The following is a 22,193-nucleotide window of genomic DNA, read 5'->3' as shown; positions in this document are numbered from 1 at the left end:
TGTCCCGGCCCCGCTGTGCTGGCCGAAAGGGCCGGGACGCTGCTCTGCTCACCTGCCGGAACCGGCCGGGCAGTCTCGGCGGCGGGCAGCATTCTTGTGGCGACGCTTCGGAGAACGCCTCAAGCCTTTCCTGCGGTGCATGGTGGTGCCCGCTCATCGATCATCGACACGATAGAAGACCTTTCACGGATAGTCGCTCGGCGACACCCTTTGAGTTCCGCCATGAAGGCGTAGGTCGTGCGGTAACGCGCTGCCAATAATCGCAGGCCCATTGGCAGTTGGAAATACCAAAATCGCGCGCATCCGCGTGCCAGATTCCTGCCACATTGCTGTGACCAGCTATGATGCCCAAAAGCAACGTCGTGGCGAAGCTACCGAAATTCCCACGATAGGCGCCCTCCGCTGCACCTGGAATGCGTGTCGTCATGGGTACGTCGACATGGCCGACCCTGCCGGTCGGCGACACCATAGAGCCGGTAGGCAACGCGGGCCACGGCGATACCGCCGCTCGCCGAAATTGGCGTAGAGGCGATATCTTCCGCAGTCCTTGGAGTGGCGCAGGACGACATGGCTGGGTAGCGCACGATGTATGCGGGTGAAACGGCTGGAGCTAGAGGTGAACCTCCTTGCGTCGCGGCCCGCGCCCGGATTTGCACGAGTGCCAGTCACTCTGTTTCCGTGGCCGATCTGCCGCTGCAGTGGCAGATCCTGTACGGCGGAATGTTCGAGGGCAGCCGGACGGTGCCGCGGGTTATCGAACGCGGCCGACGACGCCGTAGAGGCTGACGTCGTGGGGCTTTGGCCGTTTGTCGGACTCGTCGGCGGGCCGCCATTCGCTGACTGCGACGTACCCGGGATCCAGGATGTCCAGGTCGGTGAAGAACGTTGCGATCTCGTCTTTCGTCCTGGTCCGGGCGATGGCTTCGCCGGCGGTGTACATCCGCTCGTACTCCGCGGCCTCTTGCGGCGTCACGAAGTCGGGCGTGCCGTGCGAGACGATCAGAAAGCTCCCTGAGGGGAGCGGGTCCAGCAGCGCCCGGACGATGCGCTGGGCCTCGGCCAGGTCGGGGATGAAATGCAGCACGGCGGCCAGCACCAGGCAGACCGGCTCCCGCAGGTCCAGCGTGTTCGCCAGGGCCGGATCATCGAAAATGAGGCGGGGCTGGCGGATGTCGGCTTCGACGTAGTCGGTGCGGCCTTCGCGGCTCCCGGTCATCAGGGCTCGCTGATGAACGCCGACCATCGGGTCATTGTCGACATACAGCACTCGGGCCTGCGGGGTGATCCGCTGCGCGACCTCATGGGTGTTGCCCGGCGCGGGCAGGCCGGTGCCGATGTCCAAAAACTGGCGGACACCGGCCGCCGCTACCGCCTCAACCGCCCGGACCCGGAAATCACGGTTCGACCGGGCCGCGGTCGGTACCCACGGGAACTTCGTGGTGAGCGTGTCGGCGAACGCTCGGTCGACAGCGAAGTTGTCCTTGCCGCCCAGCCAATAGTCGTACACGCGAGCGGGATGTGCCGTGCTGGCGTCCACCGTCCGTGACCTCCCCCGATGCGCAGCCGCGGGCCGGCTGCCTGTCAGAGCCTGGACTGCCGCGCCGCCGGCGGACTCTGCTGCCTCACTGCCGTCCTCGCGGTTGAGCTGCTGAGGGTCGAGCACGGGTTGAAGCGCCAGCCGGCGGCGGGAGAAACCGAGCTTCTTGTCCGTGTCCACCCCGAAGAAGATGCGCATCGCGGTACGCCGGTATTCGGACGGCCAGTGGACTTCGCCGCGCTCGTAGCGGCCGAGTTCACGGTCGTCGAGAAGACCGCCGTAGATCTTGGCGAAATCGATGCCCGGGAACTCCTTCTTCATGATCGCGTTGATGGCGTCCACCGCCTCGGGCCGATCAATCCGAGCGGGGCTGCCATCAGGCAGCTTGTCTTCTGCCGAAGGCGTGCACTTCATCAGGTCCATCAGTACCTTATTCGGCGTGAACTCCGACGACTCCGATGAGGCCTCTGCGGATGTCAGGTCCTCGGGTCGTTCAGTCGTCTGGGCATGGCTGGCCATGCTTGATCCCCCGTCTCATGCCGTCGGCGACGCCGCGCCCGGCGTAGCCAACGCGGTTGCCACCAACAAGGAAGACGGCCCCGCGGCCGTCCGTGCGACCCGCTCACTCCGCGTGCCGCTGACACCGCCTCGCGCGACAGAGCTGCCCCTGACTGACGCCCTCGCACATCGACCGGCGCGTTCGGACAGCGATCGCGCGGCCGGGCGCGAGCAGCGGTCGTCCCCACGGTGCCGTCGCCGCCCGCCGGCGTCCTGCCGCAACGCTGCCACGCCGACCTCACCGCACATCGTGACCTGCGAACGCCGGCGGGCAGGGCGTCTCGAGTTCAGGGCTTGCATGCCACTCCCGCCCAGCACACGGCGTCTGCGGGCTCGAAAGCGCCCGGGTCCGGGCGCCACGCCGCGGCCGGGACCAGCCCTGGCGCCAGCAGCACCCAGTCACCTAAGAAACCGGCGACCTGCTCCCGCGTTCTCGGGACCAAGGTCATCCCGGCCCCCCTGGCTACGGCAACGGCCTGGTTGACCGGTTCAGGATCGAAGTCGGCGCTTGGGTGCGTGATCGCCACACAGCTGCCCGACGGCATCGCGTCCCGTAACTCGGCGACCTTGCCCCACGGGTCGTCCTCATCGGCAACCAGCGTCAAGACCGACGTCAGGGTCACACCGACCGGCCGGCTCAGGTCGAGCACACCGGTAAGTGCCGGATCGGCCAGGATCGTTCGCGGGTCCCGCAGGTCAGCGTCAACGTACGCGCAATGGCCCTGAGGATGGCTGGTCAGCAACGCCCGGGCGACGGCCAGCACGAATGGATCATTGTCCACGTAGACCACCCGCGTGCTGTGCTCGATGGCCTGGACGATCTCGTGCAGGTTCAACGAGGTAGGCAGGTCGGTGCCGAGGACAAGGAACTGGCGGATGCCCAGCTGCTCGGCCATGATCCGGGCGGCACGGCGGAGAAATGCGCGGTTCTCGTGGACCATGCGCGGCAGGCCGGGAATGGCGGTGACCATGGCTTCGGCGACCGTGCGGTCGACCTGGAAGTTGTCCTTACCACCCAGCAGGTAGTTACGGACACGCGCCGAATGCGCAACTCTGGTGTCGAAACGGCTCTCTTCAGTCACGACAAGCTCCTGCTGAGCGAGCCGCTGACCGGCCGGCCGTAGTCCGGACGCGGCCACGACACGTCGCGGGTCACCGCGGGACTTGCGGCAGCGCCATGCACCCGATCCGCGCCGGCAACGTGCACTCGTGCAGCTGCGCAGACGACGGCGGTGCCTCGGCCGCAGCACACCACCCGTATCGCTCGCACAGCGTGGGGCTCAACGGCCTCAGCGCAGGATGATGCCGCCGCGGTGCTCGCGCGACGGACACCCGAACTCGCTGCCAGTGTGGAGTTCATCGGATGGTCTCGGACGTGAGATGGCGAGCACAGACCTGGTCGTGGGGACGGGCGTCAACGTCCACGACGGCCATGTCGAACAACAGGCTTCCGGGCTGGTAGTCGCGCGGCAGCAACTCGCGAGCATCGCGTTCGACAGCTCGCGCCTCAGCCGCCCTGCCGCACCGGTCGAGCATCGCGGTGTACGTGCCTGCGATGACACAACCGTGGCTCGTGCGCCGGTCCGGTGCCCGGCGCCAACTCTGCCAGCACCGCCCGATCAGCCGGATCGCCTCACCACACCCGCCGGTCGCCTGCAGGCACATCGCCAGCCGCACTCGAGCCTGATCCGCCTCGATCGGCATTCCCAGCTGGTCATGCACGCTGATCATCGACCGATACGCGTCGGCTGCCTGCCGGTAGAAGCCCGCCCGTCCGGCCGCGGACAACGAGCCGGCAGCCGTGGACTCGTAGGCATGGGCCAGCACCGCGATCGCCGCAACAGTAAGTGGATGCACCAGGCCAAAGAGTTGTTCACGGGTGGTGCTGGCGTATCGCGCCCATGGAATATTCAGCGCATGGTCATGATCGTCGAGACCACTGTAGGGGTAGATCATCGCGGCGTCGGCCAGCACCGCGTCCGGACCTTCGGCCCGCGGGTCCAGATCGTGGAGCAACAGCTTGACCAGGGCGAACGCTTCGTCGTCGCGGTTGTACGCGAACAACGCCTGTGCGCGGGCAGTGACCGCGGCGCGAGCATCCTCGACCGAACGCTGGTCGTCACTGCCTGTCCCACTGCGCCCCAGGCTGCCACTGTTGGCATCGTCGAGGGTCATGTCGTTGGTCCTCGGAAGTCGTTGCTGCAGAATGCGGGAAACAGGCCGACCCGGCTGGCCAGGTAGCCGCTTTGGACCAGGGTGTGGTCCGGCACGGCGTAACCGCCGGGCACAGCAAACCGGTACGGCGGCACTGCCGATGGCGAGGACAGGCCCATGGTGAGTCCCTCGGCCATCGCCGCCAGTGCTTCGGCGATCATCTGGCTTGTCCGGTCGTCGCCGGACACGAGCCGATAGCGGCACAGGACCTGTTCGAGCTCGTCCCGGCCGCGGCTGCTGTCCTCGTGGTGATAGACCGCAACCGCGTGCAACCCTCCGGCCAATAGCAGTCGCTGCCTGTCGCCGGCGCGTTCGGCCAGTAGCTCGTACGAGCGGCAGAACAACGGGGCATCCTCGTGCCCGATATAGACAGCCAGGTCGGCGCAGACCGCCGCCGCCGGCAGCAGCTGTCCCACGGTGCTATCGGACGGCTCAGCCCCGGCGTCGCAGGCATCGACCGCGTCCAGGCCGGCGGCGAAGCCAGTCTCCGCCGCATCCAGCCGCAGATACGTTTCGGCCAGCAGACCACGGCGTACCGCAACCGCCGGACGGCAAGCGCCGTCACGACTCCGTTGCGTCGGCACCTGCAGCAGCCGGACCGCGGCCTCCGGCCGGTTCAGCACCTGCTCTCGTAGCGCCGCCAGCACCTCGCACCCGATCCCGGGTCTGCCGGTACTCACCACACGTCCACGGACTCATGGCGGCGGCAAACCCGATCATGGCAGCGGCCGACCCGGTCAACCTCCGCGTCGACCAGCATGCCGGGATCGCGCCTGTAGCACGCCACCCGGCCGACGGCGACGTTGTCCTTGCCGCCGAGCCGGTAGTTGTAGATGCGTGCCGACTGAGGAGTTCCGGTGTCGATCCCAACGGATGCGCTCATGAACAACCTCCGCGTCGTGGCCGGACTACAGGAAGGCCCTGACCGAGATGACCCAGGACGGTGCCGGCCGAGTAGCGGGCTGCGGCAGTGTTACGAACCCGCACCAGGGGCGGCTCCGGGGCGAACGCCAGCGATCGGATGATCACGGCACCAGGCCGCAGCAAGGCCGGAATGCAGAACTCGCGATACTCGCACCGCTGGCACAGCCCCACGACCGCGTCATCCACAACGAGACACCGGATCGGCCGGACCGCATCGTGCTGCCGATCAGTGAGCAGCGCCGTGGCGACACCCCGCCGGCGAGAGTCCTCGAGAACACCCAGACCGATCAGGCGCTGGTGCGGTTCTGGCGCATGTGGCTGCCACGCCGCGTCCAGCAACTGCCCGATCCGTTCGCTCACCTCGAAGGCACCCGCCGTCTCGACGAACTCCGAGGACAACTTGCGGATCCCCGGGACCGGCGCAACGCACGGCAGCCAGAGAGCAGCACCCAGCAGAGCACCATCTGCCGCAACGGCAATACGAGCCGAACCGCCCACGAGCGCATCGACGACACGGGTGTCGTAGAACGACCGGAGAAGAAAACGACGCCGATCAGGTTCCGGCACTACCCAAAATCCGACTGACTTGGAAGCAAGTGCAGCTGCGAGAAGACTCGAGACCTCCGGGACGTCCCACTGGGTGGCATTCCGGATGCCAAACTTCAGCGGTTCGGTGGGTTCGGTCATAGCGATGCCTGCGCACTGGCACCGTCGCTTCGGGATGCCTCACGCGCGGTGTCGGTGGGCGGCCCGGCGCGACGCGCAGCTCGCAGGCCGCCGGCGTAGGCCGCAATACCGATGCGCTGCTGGGCCGTCGCCCACAGGGTTCGGCCGTGGACCCGCGGCGGGGAAGGGCGGGTGTTCGCCAGCCCATGAGTGGACATGGTTGATGGGTCTCTCGATGCGAGGAAGAACGAAACGGTGATGGCGGGGGTGGTGTGCCGGCCAGCCACGGGGGCAGCACCGGCCGGCACACCACCGCGGGTCTGCACGTCACGGTGAGGAAGCCGAAAGGCTGCGCTCGGGTCCATCGGCATCCTCCTTCTCGGGTATCGGTTGTGACGGCGCCGAAAGTGCCGTTCGTGACGTGCAGGAAGTTCCTGGTGTGGTGCGGTGTACTCGAAGGCGGGCGGCGGTTTGAAGCACGCCCGCCCTCAAGCGTCTTCCGGGAGAGCCGAGATTCCTATCGCAAAACTTTGTACCTTGGTGGCCGAGTGACGAGAGCTAAACTGTTGGGGCAGAGACTCGGGTGGTCCTGCCATCAAGGCGCTCAGCTCTCATTCGGCCTTGCTCCCCGAAATGGCATCCGCGGCGGCGGGCCTCACCGCTGAGATCAGCTAAGTCCTTAATGGGGATGTCGGAAAGTGTCGGAGTGACGGGAAAACAAACTCCGACAATGAACTCACCGATTCGTGTTTCCGCCTACCCAGCCCCGAGATGCCGCTGAGCATGGTCGTCCGCCAGGTTGTGAGTGATCGTTGATCAGGGCTTGACCGTGGACCGCCTGGGTCTCGGATCACGCCGATGACGGGCCGTACGCGGCGGTTGCGGGCGATGATCATCGGCTGAGTTGCCGGCCGGATGTCGGAGATTGTCGGAACTCGGCGAAGGTGGTTTCCGACAATGCGCGAAGCATGGTGGAATTTCGTAGGCATCTCTGATAGTGCCTGACGAGGCGGCTAGAGGCCGACCCCACATCGGCGGGAGTCGTCTATGAAGCGTTTGATTGTCGACACGCACGCGTCGTCGTGCTATTTCCGTACCTCGGTCGGCGGTGATGGACGCAAAGCGCTAGTGCAGGTCACCGAGCGGCGCAATCTGAATTGCGCTCATTGTTTCGTCTCGTCCACGCAGGCGGATATCGGCGTGCAGTACGTGCTGATGAATCCGTTGTCCGCGTTCAGGCGCGGAGTGAGGAGCCAGGGCAGGCCGGCCACCGACGCTGATGCGATGCGAGCTGTCGCGGCGGTGACGAGCTTGCTTGCCGATCAGCTCGCCGTCGTGAAGATCCGGTTCCCGAACGACGACTTGCCGCTGGGCGGCTGCGACGCGGGCCGGCTGGTTTACGTGTTCGACGACGGGCGGGTCGCCGTGCGCCCGTACCTGGCCTTCGCCGTGCATATTCCGGCATCGATGTATCAGGACACCGAGTTCCTGGCCTGCGGTAAGGGATGTCCTGCGGCCGTGGTCTCCCGAGGTGGCCTCGTCGGTGATCTCGACTCTGAGCACTGCCCGGTCGCCGAGCCCGGTGAGCGCACGCTGCTGCCGCTTGTCGGCGTGTCCCGATGAGCGCGCAGTTCATCGCGATCGAGGGACCCAGCGCCGTCGGCAGATCCACGATCGCCGAGCTGCTGGCCGACCGGCTCGCCGCAATTGGCGACATCGGCGTGCATCTGACCGCAGAGCCGACCCGGACCCCGCTCGGGCAGCTCGTGCGCCGTCAGCAAAACATGTTGCACGGCCGGGCTCTTGCTCTCGCGCTGGCCGCGGACCGGTACGCGCACGTCGAAACCGAGATCATCCCGCAGCTCAACGACGGCCGGCACGTCGTGACCGCTCGCTACGTCCCGTCCTCGCTGGTGCTGCAACGCATCGACGGCCTCGACCTCGACGAGATCTGGTCATACAACCGCTACGTCCTGCCGGCCACCGTCATCTACCTCGAGGACGATCCCGCCACGATCAGGGCACGTCTCTGCCAGCGCGCCACCCTGTCGCGGCTGGAGGCCAGCGGATCTCCCGAACGGGAACTTGTCCTGTACCGGGAGGCGAAAGCATTCCTCGACGAGCAGGAGTGGAAGCAGCACGTCATCAGCTGCGCTGGTCGGACCGAGGAGCAAGTCGTCGGTGACATCCTCGGGGCGCTGATCAGCGCAGTCCAATAGCCCTGACAGGACTGCTAACTGTGCTGTCGCTGTTGACCTTGAACCTCCAAGCCGCCGCTCTTGCCCGCACGAAGCGCATCCTCGGCTGGCTGGCCCAGCGTGACGATCATGCAATCGTGCTGACCGAACCAGTAACGGCGCCGACGCCGCTCATCTGTTTGACCGCTTCCGGGATGCCGACCTGATCGTCGACCACGGACGCTCAATCGACGGGGACCACGGCTGCGCCTGGCAAGCCGCCTCCCGGCCCGCGTCCGCCCTGACCTAATCGAGGACGTCTTGCTGCCCGGCAGGCCACCGTGATCACCCTGGACACCGAGCCGGCGGTGACCTTGCTCGGGATCTAAGTGCCCTCCAGCGACCGGGCCCCGGCCAAGGGCCCCAAGAAGCAGGCATTCCTGGCCGGCGCGTGCTGTACGCCATCGCCAAGATCGGCGATGACGAGTGCCGCCGGCTGGTGATGCCCGGCGCCTACAACGTCATCAGTCGGCAGCACAGGCCCCGCTACCCGGTCTATCAGCCGTTCAAGTACGCCGCCCTCGACCAGCTCGCCGACCGGGGCATGGCCGATGTCCACGAGGATCTGCACCCGGGCATCCAGGTGTACAGGTGGTATGGCCGCGGCGGCAACGGCTACCGCTTCGACTAACTCCAAACCGGCACCGACCTCGCCACCGCTACGACCACCTACCGGAGGTCCGTACAGGCGTCCTCGGTGACCATGCCGACGTCCCACTCACCTGGCAGCTATGTCGCCCGACCTGCTCGCCGCTGCTGACCTCGCCACGCCGTCGGACACCACCTCGCTCTAGACCTCGGCGGCCGTCAGGTTCCGGATCAGCGAGTCGTAGGTGTCGCTCACCCGCCGAACCTCGCAGCCGAGGAACGGACCAACCCGGGCTCGGCCTTGACCCGCTCAACGGACTCCGCCGCACTCACCACCCGCTCGACCTCGACAAACGAACCCAGCTGGTCCACAACGTCGACGCACACCGACACGCCGTTGCAGCTACCCGTGCCGCGTCTCTTGCCAATGCGAACAGTCGGAGCCCAGCCCATCGTCACGAGCGCAGCGTGCATCGCGGCCCGGTCCGAGACTTCGCTCTCGTGCTCCAGGCCAGCCATTTTGTTGTCGATCGGCTTCTTCACGGTGAACAGATGCCGGCCTCGCTCCCTGCGGAGCCGAGCGAGCGCGACCCCGAGCTTCGACACGCCATGCGACCAGCTGACCGGCGCGTAGGCCTGGTCGTCCTGGTCGGATGGCTCCGACAACACAACCTCCTGCTCGGCAAATGCGGCGATCAGCTGGTCGAGAACCCCGGCGCAGTGCTTGGCTCCGACTTCTTGATTGTTGCTGCTCAGCTGGCTTGCCGTGGCCGCGAAGCGGACGAGATGCCAACCCTCTGAGCGCGCGGGTGGCAAGCGTGACGATGTCGGAACTTTGTCGGAGAATTGTCGGAGACCGCCGCTGAGTAGCCGACATGTCACCTCGATAACTACTCTGCATTCACCGCCGGGCCGCCGGGCGGGCTGTTGCATTGCGGCGGTTCTGAGTCGGCGCTACGCGCAGAGCGGGGTTGAAGTGGCCGATCCACAGAGTCTCCGAATTGCATGGCGCGACCTAGGCCAGCAGCTCGCTACACGACGCAAAGCCACGGAAATGAGCCAACAGGATCTCGCAAACAAATTGGCGTATAGCCGCAGCAGTATCGCCAACATCGAGACCGGCCTACAACATGTCAACCGAGCCTTCTGGGAGGCAGCAGACGACTGTCTTGGAGGCGACGGCGAGCTAATACGTGGTTACGACACCGCGGAGTCACTTCAACGATCACACCAACGGCCAACTAAACTGCAGATGCCCCGGTTTAACGATGACGAGGCGGCCGAAGCGGCCATTGTTACGAACCTTTCTCATGCACCGAGATGGAAATCCGAGATCGCAATCCCGCAGGCGGATCGGCTTGTAGCAGATACGGGCGAATGGGGTTCATTCTCGCAAGTTACGGCCATGCTGGCGCAGCAACGTCAGGCGGTCCCGCCAGGGGCATTGCTCAGTTTGGTCGAAGCTCATCGCGATTGCCTTTCTACCCTGTATCGCAAGGCCAAAAGGGATCCCCTGCGCGCCGATATCGGCATAATGCTCGGCGAGGCATCGATTGTTGCGAGCAGACTATGGAGTGCGCAAGGAAATCGCGCCATGGCTCTGGCGCACTGCGTGTACGCGCGCCAGCTCGCCGATCGGTTTGGAAGTGCAAGAGTCGGTGCAACCGCGCGAATATTTGAAAGCAACTTGCATTCTGAGGCCGCCACCCTAATTGAGGAGGACGGCGACATCATGATCGGCCTACGCCTCTTGGAAGAGGCAGAGGCTGCAGTCGACTACCTCACGCCAGCGGCCCGTGCTCGCATCGCGGCAGAGCAGGCGCAAGCATACGCAGCACTAAATCTCAGGAAAGAAGCGGACTTTGCGCTCGGCCGGGCTGAGGAAGCCGTTAGCGGAATGACCAAGGAACATTGCACTGGACTCTACAGCGACTGGGGTCCCGCGCGACTATTGGTCTACAAGGGCACCTGCCAGACTCTGCTAGGAGAGCATTCCAGGGCGGTGGGGACACTCCAGGAAGCCACAAAGGAACTAAGGCATGACGCAGCTAATAACAACGTTCTATTAGCTGCAAAAGTGGACCTAGCAACCGCGTACGCCGGCTCCGGCCATTTGGAGTCCTCCTGCAGCCTGCTCGCCGACACTTATCGGCAGTTGAAGGTAGCCGGCAACCGCCGAGGCCTCGGTCGAGCAGAGCGTGCACGAGAAAGACTCTCTCCCTGGAATGGCGAGAGAGCGGTCGTAGCCTTAGACGAGAGCATGGCCGCCGCCTAGCCTCCTGACGGGTAAGTGCCTCCCGAGAGTACGGCGTCAATAGTCGGTATAAGGCGAATGGGGTCCAGGCTATCGATAATCGCATCAGGCATATACGGCGCGAGTTCGTCGACCCGAGCTCGGTGGGTTACCACAACTACATGAAACCCTGCGTACCTTGCGCAAGCGATGTCGTTTGGCGCGTCACCAATAATGACCACTCGACTCGGATCCAGGTTTCTGCCATATAGCCTGGCATACCGCCGGCTTACCGCGGCTGGAAGTTGAAATCGATCCCGCTCATCCGAACCGAATCCGCCGATACGCAAATCCATGTATCGATCAAGATTAAATGCTCCCAGCTTAACTTCGGCTGCTGAACGCAGATTTCCCGTAAGGACGGTTTGAGTGTATCCGCGTTCATGTAGCTGCGAAATAGCTTCGAGCGCTCCCGGATACGGGACCTGGTCACGCTTAAGCTCCGACAATCCCTCAGCCATGACCGATCTCAGGGTGCTCTCGAACCGACCGATTCCGCCCTCTGCTTCAGAGTCGCCAACCCCCGACGCGATCGCCGAATCAATCACAATTGACTCGTCGGTGTAACCGTGAACCTTCTTATCTGGAAACCTAACCGCGTCTTCAGCAAGGCCATAGGTACGAGCAATCGCTCTTCGTAACCAACGCAGATCGGCAGGTATTAGCGTTCCGTCGACATCCCAGACAACAAGACCAGCATCGTCGATGTTCACGTCCTCATGGTGCCACAGACGAAAACGGGTCCATACAGCCCGCGTCTCAAGATTCCCAAGCAGGCGAGATTACCCTGGCGCTGGCAATAAAGCGTCACATCGCCGCAAGCCCCGATTGGGGGACGCCCGGTTGGCAAGCGTGACGATGTCGGAACTTTGTCGGAGTTGGCCGACAGCGTAGTCAGTTGATCACAGTTCTGGACTACAGTTTTGCCACGCCGAGGCTCTGGGCGCAGGTGCGTCCGGTAGCACCGACTCGAGACGGAGCGGGGGTTGAGGTGGCCGATGCACAGCAGGTCCGCGCGGCTTGGCGCGATCTGGGCCGTCAGTTGGCAGCGCGACGTCAGGGAGCCAACCTCAGTCAGAGGCGGTTCGCCGTCGAGACCCGCTACAGCCGTAGCAGTATCGCCAACATCGAGGTCGGGCTCCAGCATGTCGACCGGTCCTTCTGGGAGAAGGCCGATGAGGTCCTAGGTGCCGAAGATGAACTCGTCCGAGGTTACGATCTGGCCGAGGCACTCCGACGCCATCACCAACGCCCCGCGCATCGATCAGCACCTGACGACGCAGCGATTGACTTAGCGGGCGACAACGACGGAGTTGCTCCGCGGGACTTCGAGTCATCACTGATTCTGGTGCTAGACGATGGCGTCGTCAGCAGGAACGCATTGGCTATGGCCGCGGCTGATCAGACCGTCGGAACTGACGACTCGATTATCGTTCGCATGGTGACCCACGGCGAAGACCGCAGCGCTCGGATCAGCCGTCGTGCTGTGCTTCAGGCGGCTCAAGCGGGCGCCGCCGCCGTGGTCCTCGGCGGCCCTGCGAGGCAGAGCGATCTACCCGATGCAGTCCGTGCGGCCGTGCTTGCCCCAGGCGGCACCGCCGGAGATGGTGGGGCTGGGCTCGATCAGGTGGAACAGCAAGTTGGTCGAGTACATCTGGCCTATCAACGAGCCCAGTATGACGACGCCGCCGCGCTAATACCTGACTTGCTGAGTCAGGTATCTGCCCTGGCCTCGAACGCTCGACATGATGATCGGCGGCGGGTCGAAACGACCGTTGCCAGCGCGCACCTGGCTGTGTCGAAGCTGGCGTTGAAGTTCGGAGATGCCCAGCTTGCGTGGGTCGCCGCGGACCGCGCGCACACCCACTTCGCCTACGCTAACAGCGGCCCACAGCTACAGATCGCGCTCGTTTCAATCGGCTGTGCGTTGCTCGCGCTGCCCGGCCGAGTGCAGGACGCCGCGAACCTCGTCGAGCACACCCTTTCCACGGCGACACCGCAGGACCGACGTAGCCCAGCGGGGATCTCGGCTCTCGGCGCCCTCAATCTCCTCGCTGCGGTTATCGCCGGCCGGCTCAATGACCACACCGCATCTCAGGCCCACATTCGCGCCGCCCGCCAGCTAGCGGTCGACCTCGGTGGCGACCACAACGCGTTGTGGACTGCGTTCGGCCCCACCAACGTGCTAATTCACGAAGTCAGCATCGCCGCCCGGCGCCAGCCAGACTGCGCCATCGCCTTGGGCGAGAAACTCAATACAACGAGCCTGCATCCATCGCTGTCCAGCCGACGCAGTCAGGTTCACCTCGATCTAGCCTTGGCGTTTGCCCAGCAAGCAAGCGGTGATGCCTCTGCTGTGCTGCACCTGCTACAGGCCGAGAGACTCACGCCGCAGCTGCTGCGAGTGCATCCGCCAGCGCAGGCCCTGATCGAGGGACTGCTGACCCGTGAACGCCGGGCGGCGACGCCGGGGCTACGCGCACTTGCGGGCCGCGTCGGGGTGGAAGCGTGACATCGAGCGGATCACGGCGAGTCCTATTCTTGATCATCTGTGCGGCGCCGCCTTGTGCGAACATCGTCGAGCTGATCGATCTACTGCATGCTGAAGACTGGGATGTCTATGCCATCGCTACTCCTACCGCGATGACCTGGATCCCACAAGATCAAGTCGAGCAACGAATCGGACGACCAGTCCTAAACCGGCAACGGCGGCCAGGCGAACCGCGCCGGCATCCCGATGCAGAGGCGATTGCCGTCGTGCCAGCGACATTCAACACTATAAATGCGTGGGCCGCCGGCATAAACAACACCCTTCCACTAGCGATCCTCAATGAGTCACTAGGCACTGATGTTCCTATCGTCGCGTCCGTCTACGCCAAACCTGCCCTGGTGTCGCATCCGGCCTTCGCGGGGAACCTTCGGTTGCTGCGTGATGCCGGTGTTCTGTTCACCGACGTGGAGGCTTTGCGTCCCGCCGACCCCCGCGATCCTTTCCTGTGGCAATCGGTCATCGACCTTCTCCGGACCATCCCGCCGATAGGAAAATAGAACCGGCCACGTCCTCCCGTATCGGGCCCAAACTTCAGTGGCGTGCCGAGGTCCTCAGTAGGAGGCGGGGTGAGCGCTCATGGTCGGCTGGTGTAGGGGACGTTCCTATTTGGCTGCAGAAGGAGTGCCGACGCATGCAGAAATCTGGCACCTCAGGAGCTAGGGCGATTGCCGGACGACACGCGGAGAGGGACTGGGAGCGCTACCGTGCGCTTGACCGGCTTGTAAACCATTGGGACCGGCCCGGCTGGACTTCAGGGCGCCGCTCCTACCACTGGCTGATCCATTTCGGGGACTTTGCTCCGCTACGGCAATATGCCAGTAGATGCTGGAATGAACTGAGGCTTCTCCCCACACTCGACGCGGTTCCTCTATCGTCGTTGCACCTTACGATCCAACGAGTCGGCTTCACTGACGAAGTTTCCCTTCATGAAGCACGAGCGGTTGCCGGCGCATCAAAGGATGCGATTTCACGGATGCCCGTCATTAATATCATCGTGGGGCCACTGGCGGGATCTGCTGGAGCAGTTCGTTTCAGCGTCGGGCCTCATGAGCCAATCCGGGATATTCGAAGTGCCTGCAAATCGGCTATTTTTGAAACGATTGGAGGGCGCTTCAAATCTGTTGATGATTCAGACTTCATACCGCACATCAGCATCGCTTATAATAGCGAAGACTGTGATGCAATGCAGACTATCGGCGCAGTAGAAAAGGTGCGTCATCATGGTTCCATCATGGCGCAGATCTCGGCGGTTGAACTCGTCGAACTACGGCGGGAAGACCGCAGCTACGCCTATGAAGTTCTAGAAAGAGTGCCACTGGCCCATCACTAACATCACCGGATGTCGGCCGCTTAAGAATACGCCGCCGACCGCGACTTGAGAATCGACCTTCTGTTCACCCGGGCCTCTGGAGCAGACAGGCCCGGCTGGCACGCAAGGTTGGCTCTTGCGGTCATCATCGGTGCGACATCCGCCGCGAGTGCGGGCCGGCCAAAGGTGCCGTCTGATAAAGCGGCCGAGCGACTGCAATCAGCGCACCGGGTTGCCCTCGTCGCCCTACTGCCAGTATGAAGCCGTGGATCTTATTCCGAGCACGACCAGCGCCAACGTACGCCGCGACGCACCGAGTGTGGCTGTCCTGCCGGTAGGCAGCTTCGAGCAGCACGGTGACTACATGCCGTTGGCCACCGACACCATCGTGGCGTCCGCAATCGCCGCCAGCGTCGCAGCGCGATACAACGCTCTCCTACTGCCCGCCGTGCCATTGTCCTGCTCGCATGAGCATTCCGGCTGGCCGGGCACGGTAAGCATCAGCCATCACACGTTGGCCTACCTCGTGACGGATGTTGCCCAGTCCTTGGAGAGGCAAGGAATCAGCCGTCTCGTAATCATCAATGGGCATGGCGGCAACTATGTACTCAGTAACGTTGCGCAGGTTGCAAACGCCGATAAATCTTCATCAATGTCACTATTTCCCTCCCGCAACGATTGGGATTCCGCGCGTCGCCTGGCGGGATTGGAGTCCAATGCACACGAAGATATGCACGCTGGCGAGCTTGAAGTATCGATCCTCCTGTCATGCCGTCCCGACGCAGTAGATGATGGAGCGCTAGCAGCCGATCACTCTGCCAATGAGAGACCCTTCCTGCCCGTTCACGGAATGGGTGCCTATACCAAGAGTGGCGTCATCGGCCGCCCGAGTCTGGCGAACGCAATTAAAGGCGATGCACTTCTGAGGAGCCTCACGGATGCCTTCGCCTATCACCTGCAGGCCCTTGGAGTCACCGACGCCACCAGATCATGAGATGGACCAACTGGCATCCGTAGACTCTTCTGGGCAAATCAGATTCAACAAATTTCGCCGGCGGCCGCAGCGGCATGGTTATCTTGGCTGGCCGCGCCCAGGGCCGGTCGATACGTTTACATCGCTGCCCCCATCAGGCCTACGGACCCCAGATCGCAAAGATGACGTTGTCGGAGAATTGTCGGAAGTGCGCGCTGAGTAGCCGACAAGTTACGCCGGTGGATTACGCTACGTTCACCGTCGGGCCGCCGGAGGCGGTACGTCGTGGCGGTCGCGAGCTGGCGTCTTGTATGAAGCGGGAGGTTGGGGTGACCGATCCGCAAGCTGTTCGAGCAGCATGGCGCGAGGCGGGCCTGCGACTCGCCGCCAAGCGGAAGGCGGCGAACCTGAGTCAGCAGGAGCTCGCGAAACGATCGGCGTACAGCCGCAGCAGCATCGCCAACATCGAGATCGGGCGCCAGCACGTCGATCGGTCCTTCTGGGAGAAGGCTGATCGACTCCTCGGTGCGGTCGGCGAGCTGGTGCGAGAGTACGACGCTGCCGAGGCCCTCCAACGCCGTTACCAACGCCCCGCCGCGGTCTGGCCGACTCGCCGCATCGCCGGCTCCGATATCGAGAACTTTCCGGTCGCGGCAGCGTCGTTCATCGACCCTGCACGGATCTCTCTGCAACCTACCGCGTGGGTCTCAGCCGAGCAGGTAGAAGCATTAGCCGGGCAGGATGTTCCTGGGGCGGGTCTTGACCACTACCTGTGGGCACCCGCGGGAAGGGCGCTGCCAGGGGTGACTATCCCCGCGCAGGTCCACCGGGCAGTCCGTGACGATCAGGTCGTGGCCCAGGTCCCGGCTGCCTACGCTCAGCACCCGTTTGTCCAACGCCCGGGGCGAGCTCTCGTGATCGGTCAGCTTGACGGACCAGATGCCGAAGCATACGTGCTCGACAGCCGGCATGCGCGCCGCCGGCTGCGCGACGCTGGAGACAACGCCCGGCTGTTGATTCCTCCCGCCTACCTACTCGACGAGCTCACCTTCGCGTTGCTGTGGGCGGTAGCGAACTTCGACGAGGCTCTGCTGGCTGACGACGCCGTCATCGCGGCGAGCCTGGCCGACAGCACCGGCTACGCGCTGATGACGAAGTCCGCAGCCAGCCGAGACATGGCCGCGGACGCGAGCCCTGTCGGCCGCATGTGGCTGGGCTCGCAGTTCTGCGCCGACCACGTCCGCCGCCACTCGCCGGCCCTGACGGACACGCCCGTCTTCTGGACTCGCGAACAGCGCGGCGAGGAAGCAGCGACCTGGCTGCTGTTCACCCACAAGCACGTCTATCTACGAGACACCTCGAACAGCTCCCAGGCCAGCAGCGACCCGATCGTGCGAGCGTTCTGCATCCCGCGCGAGGCCGTCACCGACTCTCCGCTGGGCGAGCGGGCACTGCTGCTGCTCGCGGTCGCCCTGATGGAGTCCTACGGCATCCGCACCGCGGTCACCGACACACCTGAACTGGCCGGCACGGCAGGCTTCGTCACCGACCGCCATCGACGGGCTATCACCGCGACCTGGGTCGGCGCCGATGGCATCTGGTACGTCGACATCGCCGACGACCGCAGCACGCTGCGGGCCTACGGCGAGGCTGCGGGGTATGCCACCAGCCATTCGGTAATCGGAGCCTCCACCGCGCACGCACGACTGGCGAACCTCGCCGGCTACCTCGGCCTGAACTGGCGGTGGATGATCACCCGCTGCCGGGAACTCGCCGAGTGGGGCACCGCGGGTATCGCACAGCCCCGCAGCCGGCTGCTCTCGCTCGACGGCGTGGACCGGGCCTGCCAGTTCGTGGCCGAGTGTGGCCGCCGCGACAACTAGGCTCCATGATCGATCGTTTCACCGGTAGAGGAAGGTCGCACTGTGGCTGACGAAACCAGCACGCCGGCGCCAAGCGTGCTCGTGGTCGCTTTGGGCGGAACCATCGCCATGACCGCGACTGACTCCGGCGGGGTCACCCCGTCGCTGACTGCCCGACAACTCGTCGACGCGGTCCCCGGCCTCTACGAGACCGGCATCGAAGTCGACGTGCTGACCTTCCGCACGAAGCCCGGCGCCTCCTTGACCATCGACGATCTCACCGAGCTGACCACCACGCTCCACAAGTATTGGGAAGCCGGCATCACTGGGGTCGTCATCACTCAAGGCACCGACACGATCGAAGAGAGCTCGTACGCCCTCGATCTGCTCCACCCCGGTCCACAGCCGCTCGTAGTGACCGGCGCGATGCGCAACCCGACGATGGCCGGCGCCGACGGCCCCGCCAACCTCCTCGCAGCGATCCAGGTCGCCGCCAGCAGCGCCGCCCGCGACCTGGGCTGTGTCGTGGTCCTTGCCGACGAGATCCACGCCGCGCGACGCGTACGCAAGACCCACTCGACCAGCATCGCGACTTTCGCCTCACCGAACGGCGGCCCGCTCGGCTACCTCGTCGAAGGCCACGTCACGATCGTCAACCACGCCACCGGCCGCCACGTCATTCCCGCCGGCCGTCACCCGTCGCCACTCGTACGGCTTTACACCGCGACGCTCGGCGATGACAGTGCACCGCTGGCCGCCCTTGCCGCTGGCGCCGATGGGCTCGTCGTGGCCGGGTTCGGTGTCGGCCACGTCCCGGAAAGTTGGTTGGCGACGCTGACCGAGGCCGCCGCGCGAATCCCGGTCGTGCTCACCTCCCGTACCGGCAGCGGCCCGGTCCTCGCCAAGACCTACGCCTTCCCTGGCTCGGAACGCGACCTCATCAGCCGCGGCCTGATCCCTGCCGGTCTCCTCGACCCGTACAAGGCCCGAATTTTGCTGTACCTGGCGCTTGCCGCCGGAGCGGACCGGGATCAGGTTGTGGCCGCGTTCGCGGCTGCCGCCGGGCTCGGCGGCAGCGAGAGGTGGCCCTGGGGCGCCGAGATCGCGCCATCAGCTCACGCCATGGCCGGCGGTGCGTGATGCGTTCTCGGGAGGTCACGACCGGCCGCACCTTCGTGGTGGTGCTCGACCACGGAGACGACTTCTACACCGCTCTCGCCGAAGCGTGCACCGAGAACGGCATCCACCAGGGCTACATCCCCATGTTCATCGCCGGCTTCGCCACCGCAGACCTGGTCGGAACGTGTGAACAGCTCGAAGACCCTCAAGCTCCAGTCTGGTCAAAAGTCCATCTCACCAACGTCGAAGCCCTCGGCGGTGGCACCCTCGCCTGGGACGACGCCAGCGGAAGCATCGCGCCACACATTCACGTTGCCGTGGGCTTGAAAGCACACAGCGCGACGGGACACACGAGTCATCTGCTCGATGCCACTGTGCAGTTCCTCACCGAGATGATCATCGTGGAGATCGTCGAGCCACAGCTGCACCGCCAGCGACAAGCGGACCTCTACGACGTTCCTCTGCTCCAGTTCGGGTCCCACCAGGCGTGAGTTCCAGGTTGAGGACTACGACCACGCCCGCCGCGGTGTGAACGTGGTTCTTAGGGTGAGACTCGTCGAAACGTTGTCGGAACTTTGTCGGAGTGCTGCCGGATCTCATTGACACGCGGCGTGAGACTTTCGGTGTCCGGCTGACACGCGCGGGAGAGCCGTGCTTGTTGCTAAGGAGAGCCTGTTCAACGGCCGTGGTGCTTTCGGCATTAGTTCGGTCGTCCAGTCGGATCTAAGCCGACTCCTGGTCAAGGATTTCGGAAGCAATGTCGGAGTGTGGCTGCGACTCTTTCCGACATCGGTCATGGCCTGATTGACTCCGTACGTTGGCGTTGAAACACCAAGGGAGAAGGGATTTTCTGCAGGTCAATGCCCTGGCGGGCCTTGTTGCTTGCAAGTTGCACTTTTCGCGACGCGCTGCCCGCCTTATGCCGGGCCGGGAACAGCTGGTGAAATCGCGATGACCCACGAATCATTCTGTGGGGAATTTCTTTCGGCGTGCCCTGACGGTATGGACGCCGGCTGCCCGGGATGACTGGCCGTCTCTGCATCTCGCGTCACCTAGGCAAGTAGGCGATCCCGATACCTCCACTCGGGAATATTGATCATGAATGTCCAGGAGGTCCCACGATGCTGCCCAAATTTTCTGCAAATGTCGCTGGTGGCGAGGTGATGACCGGGCCACAGCCATCTGCCGGACGACCCCCACGGGTTCTCACGGGATGCTATGGCATCGTCGTCCTGTCCGGCGGTCTTGATTCCACGGTGCTGGCCTACTGGCTTAGGGCAGAAGGTGTCCGGCTGACGAGTATCTCGATCGACTACGGTCAGCGGCACCGGAAAGAACTGAATCACGCCGCACGTATCGCGGACGTCCTCCGGATTCCTCATCATCTTGTCGACCTGACGTCAATAACCGCCCTGTTGCAGGGCTCTGCTCTCACCGACGAAGCCGTTCCTGTACCGGACGGTCACTATGCCGCAGTGACGATGCGAAGCACAGTCGTCCCGAATCGCAACGCGCTCCTGCTGGACCTCGCTGTGGCACTAGCGGTGTCGATCAAGGCGGACCTGGTCGCGTTCGGGGCGCACGCCGGCGATCACGCGATCTATCCCGATTGCCGGCCCGAATTTCTTGAGCCGTATGAGCAAGCTGCTCGCGCCGGCAACAGCGGCTTCATCTCGGAGGGCTTCGCCGTCACCGCTCCGTTCCTCAGCTGGTCCAAGACGGACATCGTGGTCGCGGGCGCGGCGCTGAATGTCCCCTTCGACTCGACCTGGTCCTGCTACAAGGGCGGGGAGTTGCACTGCGGCACGTGTGGCACCTGCACGGAACGGCGTGAGGCGTTCCGCGACGCCGGCGTACCCGATCCCACGTCGTACCTGGCGGTGGCATCGTGACGTGGCGCATCGGGAAACGGATGTCCTTTGATGCCGCGCACACGCCTGCGCAGGGCAACCCGGGGTGTCCGGCCCGGCTGCATGGACATACCTACACCCTCGAGGTGGTCCTGGCTGCGGACGTCCTGCAGGACCCGGGTTTCGTGGTCGACTTCGGCGTGCTCGGCGGCGTGCTCCAGCGAGTCGATGAATGTCTCGATCACCGGAACCTCAACGAGGTTGATGTGCTCACGCAGCCGACGGACCAGGGGATCACTGAATTCGTGCGGGACCTCTTCGCCAGACATCTCCCACTGCGCGACGGTGTCGAACTCGACCAGGTCGCGGTGTGGTCGCCGCTGCCGGCCACCGCCGACCGGCTCGGCGCTGACGAAGTCACGTTCGAGGCGGCGCACCAGCTGCCGGGCCTGCCGGGTTGGCACAAGTGCGGCCGTCTGCACGGACACAGTTACACCGCCACGGTCGTGTTCAGCGATCCGGACGCAGACGCGTCAGCGCTGCTTGGCCCGTTCTTCAAGTACGCCGCCGAGGAACTGGACGGATCGTCGCTCAACGAGAGCGTCGGCGGTGAACCGCCGACCAGCGAGTACCTCGCGCGGCATCTGTTCACCTGGACGAGCGCCCACCTCGACCTCCCCGACGGAGTTCAGGTGAACTCGGCGCGAGTGTCCGAGACGCGGAGCACGTGGGCCGAATACCTGCCGGATTCGCTATGACCGGCTCCGTCCTGCACGCGCCACCTGGTCACCTCGTGATCTCCGAGATCTTCGGGCCAACCATCCAAGGCGAAGGCACCTTGCTGGGCCGGCGAACAATGTTCGTCCGGCTGTCCGGCTGCCACATGAGCTGCTTGTACTGCGACACCGCCTATACCTGGGACTCGACGCGCTTCAATCTCGATGACTTCCGGGAGGTTTTACCGGTCTCCGATGTCGCGGAGAAGGTCCTTGCCGGCAGCGCCGGGATGGCGGTCATCACCGGGGGCGAGCCGCTGAGGCAACAAGGCGCCGTCGCCGACCTTGCTGGCCGTCTGCGGGCCGGGAAGGTCCGTGTCGAGGTGGAGACGTCCGGATCCATCGCGCCGACCGCGGCGTTGGTGAGCGTGGTCGATCAGTTCAATGTCAGCCCGAAGCTCGCCGCGTCCGGCATGACCGAACGACGGCGTCGCCGCGACCCAGCGGTTAACGCCTTTCTGGCGACAGGGAAAGCCGTGTGGAAGTTCGTCGCGGTTGGTGTCGAGGACCTGGACGAGATCGCCGAGTGGGAAGCCCGGTTCGGGTTGGCGCCGATCTGGGTGATGCCGGAGGGCACCGACGCGGACACGATTCTGCGCCGCAGCCGCGAGCTGGCCGACCCGGTGATTGCCCGGGGTTGGAACCTCACGCCTCGGCTGCACGTTCTGCTGTGGGGTGACGAGCGTGGTCGTTGACCAGGGTCCTGGGCCTGGGCGGGGCCGTCGTTCCGGCCGCC

Annotated in this window: 23 protein-coding genes; 16 read left to right on the top strand and 7 right to left on the bottom strand. The window is 64.5% G+C overall.

Annotation, left to right across the window (positions count from 1 at the left end; genetic code table 11):
• Positions 1 to 751 precede the first annotated feature (751 nt).
• The 5 genes from L3i22_RS30550 to L3i22_RS30530 all read right to left on the bottom strand — a co-directional run bounded on the left by L3i22_RS30550 (position 752) and on the right by L3i22_RS30530 (position 5,192).
• Positions 752 to 2,056 (bottom strand): SAM-dependent methyltransferase, encoded by a 1,305-nt coding sequence (locus L3i22_RS30550; RefSeq protein ID WP_255657282.1) that lies wholly within the window; start codon positions 2,054 to 2,056, stop codon positions 752 to 754.
• A 326-nt stretch (positions 2,057 to 2,382) separates the two neighbouring features.
• Positions 2,383 to 3,177: an SAM-dependent methyltransferase gene (locus L3i22_RS30545; RefSeq protein WP_221320966.1), complete on the bottom strand. Its 795-nt coding sequence runs from the start codon at positions 3,175 to 3,177 to the stop codon at positions 2,383 to 2,385.
• Positions 3,178 to 3,451: 274 nt separating this feature from the next.
• Complete coding sequence (locus tag L3i22_RS30540; protein ID WP_221320965.1) at positions 3,452 to 4,270, bottom strand: hypothetical protein; 819 nt, start codon at positions 4,268 to 4,270, stop codon at positions 3,452 to 3,454.
• Positions 4,267 to 4,989: a hypothetical protein gene (locus tag L3i22_RS30535; protein ID WP_221320964.1), complete on the bottom strand. Its 723-nt coding sequence runs from the start codon at positions 4,987 to 4,989 to the stop codon at positions 4,267 to 4,269. The genes L3i22_RS30540 and L3i22_RS30535 overlap by 4 nt, the downstream gene beginning before the upstream one ends.
• Positions 4,986 to 5,192, bottom strand: coding sequence for an SAM-dependent methyltransferase (locus tag L3i22_RS30530; RefSeq protein ID WP_221320963.1), 207 nt, complete (start codon positions 5,190 to 5,192; stop codon positions 4,986 to 4,988). Before L3i22_RS30530 ends, L3i22_RS30535 begins: the two co-directional genes overlap by 4 nt.
• Before the next feature lie 47 nt (positions 5,193 to 5,239).
• Between L3i22_RS30530 and L3i22_RS30525 the strand changes: the two genes are divergently transcribed.
• The 5 genes from L3i22_RS30525 to L3i22_RS30500 all read left to right on the top strand — a co-directional run bounded on the left by L3i22_RS30525 (position 5,240) and on the right by L3i22_RS30500 (position 8,767).
• Positions 5,240 to 5,818, top strand: coding sequence for a hypothetical protein (locus tag L3i22_RS30525; protein ID WP_221320962.1), 579 nt, complete (start codon positions 5,240 to 5,242; stop codon positions 5,816 to 5,818).
• A gap of 1,128 nt (positions 5,819 to 6,946) precedes the next feature.
• Positions 6,947 to 7,522, top strand: a complete 576-nt coding sequence (locus L3i22_RS53805; protein WP_255657281.1) for a hypothetical protein — start codon at positions 6,947 to 6,949, stop codon at positions 7,520 to 7,522.
• Complete coding sequence (tmk, locus tag L3i22_RS30510) at positions 7,519 to 8,118, top strand: dTMP kinase (protein ID WP_221320961.1); 600 nt, start codon at positions 7,519 to 7,521, stop codon at positions 8,116 to 8,118. Before L3i22_RS53805 ends, tmk begins: the two co-directional genes overlap by 4 nt.
• Positions 8,119 to 8,138: 20 nt before the next feature.
• Positions 8,139 to 8,303 carry a hypothetical protein gene (locus L3i22_RS30505; protein WP_221320960.1) on the top strand — a complete coding sequence of 55 codons (165 nt, stop codon included), beginning with the start codon at positions 8,139 to 8,141 and terminating at the stop codon, positions 8,301 to 8,303.
• Positions 8,304 to 8,527: 224 nt separating this feature from the next.
• On the top strand, positions 8,528 to 8,767 hold the full coding sequence (locus tag L3i22_RS30500; protein WP_221320959.1) for a hypothetical protein: 240 nt from the start codon (positions 8,528 to 8,530) through the stop codon (positions 8,765 to 8,767).
• 209 nt (positions 8,768 to 8,976) lie between these two features.
• Here the strand turns inward: L3i22_RS30500 and L3i22_RS30495 are convergent, their stop codons facing one another.
• Positions 8,977 to 9,540 carry a CYTH domain-containing protein gene (locus L3i22_RS30495; RefSeq protein ID WP_221320958.1) on the bottom strand — a complete coding sequence of 188 codons (564 nt, stop codon included), beginning with the start codon at positions 9,538 to 9,540 and terminating at the stop codon, positions 8,977 to 8,979.
• Positions 9,541 to 9,700: 160 nt separating this feature from the next.
• Here L3i22_RS30495 and L3i22_RS30490 point away from each other — a divergent pair, with 160 nt between their 5' ends.
• Positions 9,701 to 10,999: a helix-turn-helix transcriptional regulator gene (locus L3i22_RS30490; RefSeq protein WP_255657280.1), complete on the top strand. Its 1,299-nt coding sequence runs from the start codon at positions 9,701 to 9,703 to the stop codon at positions 10,997 to 10,999.
• On the opposite strand, the gene L3i22_RS30485 is transcribed toward L3i22_RS30490, so the two are convergent.
• On the bottom strand, positions 10,996 to 11,730 hold the full coding sequence (locus L3i22_RS30485; RefSeq protein WP_221320956.1) for an HAD family hydrolase: 735 nt from the start codon (positions 11,728 to 11,730) through the stop codon (positions 10,996 to 10,998). The genes L3i22_RS30490 and L3i22_RS30485 overlap by 4 nt on opposite strands.
• A 185-nt stretch (positions 11,731 to 11,915) precedes the next feature.
• On the opposite strand from L3i22_RS30485, the gene L3i22_RS30480 reads away from it, so the two are divergent.
• From L3i22_RS30480 to L3i22_RS30435, 10 genes are all read left to right on the top strand, one after another.
• On the top strand, positions 11,916 to 13,529 hold the full coding sequence (locus tag L3i22_RS30480; protein ID WP_221320955.1) for a helix-turn-helix transcriptional regulator: 1,614 nt from the start codon (positions 11,916 to 11,918) through the stop codon (positions 13,527 to 13,529).
• Positions 13,526 to 14,065 carry a flavoprotein gene (locus L3i22_RS30475; protein ID WP_221320954.1) on the top strand — a complete coding sequence of 180 codons (540 nt, stop codon included), beginning with the start codon at positions 13,526 to 13,528 and terminating at the stop codon, positions 14,063 to 14,065. Before L3i22_RS30480 ends, L3i22_RS30475 begins: the two co-directional genes overlap by 4 nt.
• Positions 14,066 to 14,199: 134 nt before the next feature.
• A complete protein-coding gene (locus L3i22_RS30470) occupies positions 14,200 to 14,898 on the top strand; it encodes a 2'-5' RNA ligase family protein (protein WP_221320953.1) in 699 nt (232 codons plus the stop codon).
• A gap of 244 nt (positions 14,899 to 15,142) precedes the next feature.
• Positions 15,143 to 15,871 carry a creatininase family protein gene (locus tag L3i22_RS30465; RefSeq protein ID WP_221320952.1) on the top strand — a complete coding sequence of 243 codons (729 nt, stop codon included), beginning with the start codon at positions 15,143 to 15,145 and terminating at the stop codon, positions 15,869 to 15,871.
• 308 nt (positions 15,872 to 16,179) lie between these two features.
• Positions 16,180 to 17,733, top strand: coding sequence for a helix-turn-helix transcriptional regulator (locus L3i22_RS30460; RefSeq protein ID WP_221320951.1), 1,554 nt, complete (start codon positions 16,180 to 16,182; stop codon positions 17,731 to 17,733).
• A gap of 108 nt (positions 17,734 to 17,841) precedes the next feature.
• Positions 17,842 to 18,852 carry an asparaginase gene (locus L3i22_RS30455; RefSeq protein WP_221330230.1) on the top strand — a complete coding sequence of 337 codons (1,011 nt, stop codon included), beginning with the start codon at positions 17,842 to 17,844 and terminating at the stop codon, positions 18,850 to 18,852.
• A complete protein-coding gene (locus L3i22_RS30450) occupies positions 18,852 to 19,322 on the top strand; it encodes a PPC domain-containing DNA-binding protein (RefSeq protein WP_221320950.1) in 471 nt (156 codons plus the stop codon). The genes L3i22_RS30455 and L3i22_RS30450 overlap by 1 nt, the downstream gene beginning before the upstream one ends.
• A gap of 630 nt (positions 19,323 to 19,952) precedes the next feature.
• Entirely contained in the window at positions 19,953 to 20,723 is a 771-nt protein-coding gene (gene queC, locus L3i22_RS30445) for a 7-cyano-7-deazaguanine synthase QueC (protein WP_255657278.1), read from the top strand.
• Positions 20,720 to 21,439, top strand: a complete 720-nt coding sequence (locus tag L3i22_RS30440; protein ID WP_221320949.1) for a 6-pyruvoyl tetrahydropterin synthase family protein — start codon at positions 20,720 to 20,722, stop codon at positions 21,437 to 21,439. Before queC ends, L3i22_RS30440 begins: the two co-directional genes overlap by 4 nt.
• A 35-nt stretch (positions 21,440 to 21,474) precedes the next feature.
• Entirely contained in the window at positions 21,475 to 22,152 is a 678-nt protein-coding gene (locus L3i22_RS30435) for a 4Fe-4S cluster-binding domain-containing protein (protein WP_255657276.1), read from the top strand.
• Positions 22,153 to 22,193: the final 41 nt, after the last annotated feature.

Source organism: Actinoplanes sp. L3-i22, assembly GCF_019704555.1.
Taxonomy (GTDB): Bacteria; Actinomycetota; Actinomycetes; order Mycobacteriales; family Micromonosporaceae; genus Actinoplanes.
Note: the sequence above shows the minus strand (reverse complement) of the source record. Positions and strands in the feature narration are given on the sequence as shown.

Bases quoted from the DNA above. Each gene is read 5' to 3' on its own strand.
- L3i22_RS30550 (WP_255657282.1), bottom strand. From the start codon at position 2,056: ATGGCCAGCCATGCCCAGACGACTGAACGACCCGAGGACCTGACATCC.
- L3i22_RS30540 (WP_221320965.1), bottom strand. From the start codon at position 4,270: ATGACCCTCGACGATGCCAACAGTGGCAGCCTGGGGCGCAGTGGGACA.
- L3i22_RS30530 (WP_221320963.1), bottom strand. From the start codon at position 5,192: ATGAGCGCATCCGTTGGGATCGACACCGGAACTCCTCAGTCGGCACGC.
- L3i22_RS30525 (WP_221320962.1), top strand. From the start codon at position 5,240: ATGACCCAGGACGGTGCCGGCCGAGTAGCGGGCTGCGGCAGTGTTACG.
- L3i22_RS53805 (WP_255657281.1), top strand. From the start codon at position 6,947: ATGAAGCGTTTGATTGTCGACACGCACGCGTCGTCGTGCTATTTCCGT.
- tmk (WP_221320961.1), top strand. From the start codon at position 7,519: ATGAGCGCGCAGTTCATCGCGATCGAGGGACCCAGCGCCGTCGGCAGA.
- L3i22_RS30470 (WP_221320953.1), top strand. From the start codon at position 14,200: ATGCAGAAATCTGGCACCTCAGGAGCTAGGGCGATTGCCGGACGACAC.
- L3i22_RS30455 (WP_221330230.1), top strand. From the start codon at position 17,842: ATGACCGCGACTGACTCCGGCGGGGTCACCCCGTCGCTGACTGCCCGA.
- L3i22_RS30450 (WP_221320950.1), top strand. From the start codon at position 18,852: ATGCGTTCTCGGGAGGTCACGACCGGCCGCACCTTCGTGGTGGTGCTC.
- queC (WP_255657278.1), top strand. From the start codon at position 19,953: ATGCTGCCCAAATTTTCTGCAAATGTCGCTGGTGGCGAGGTGATGACC.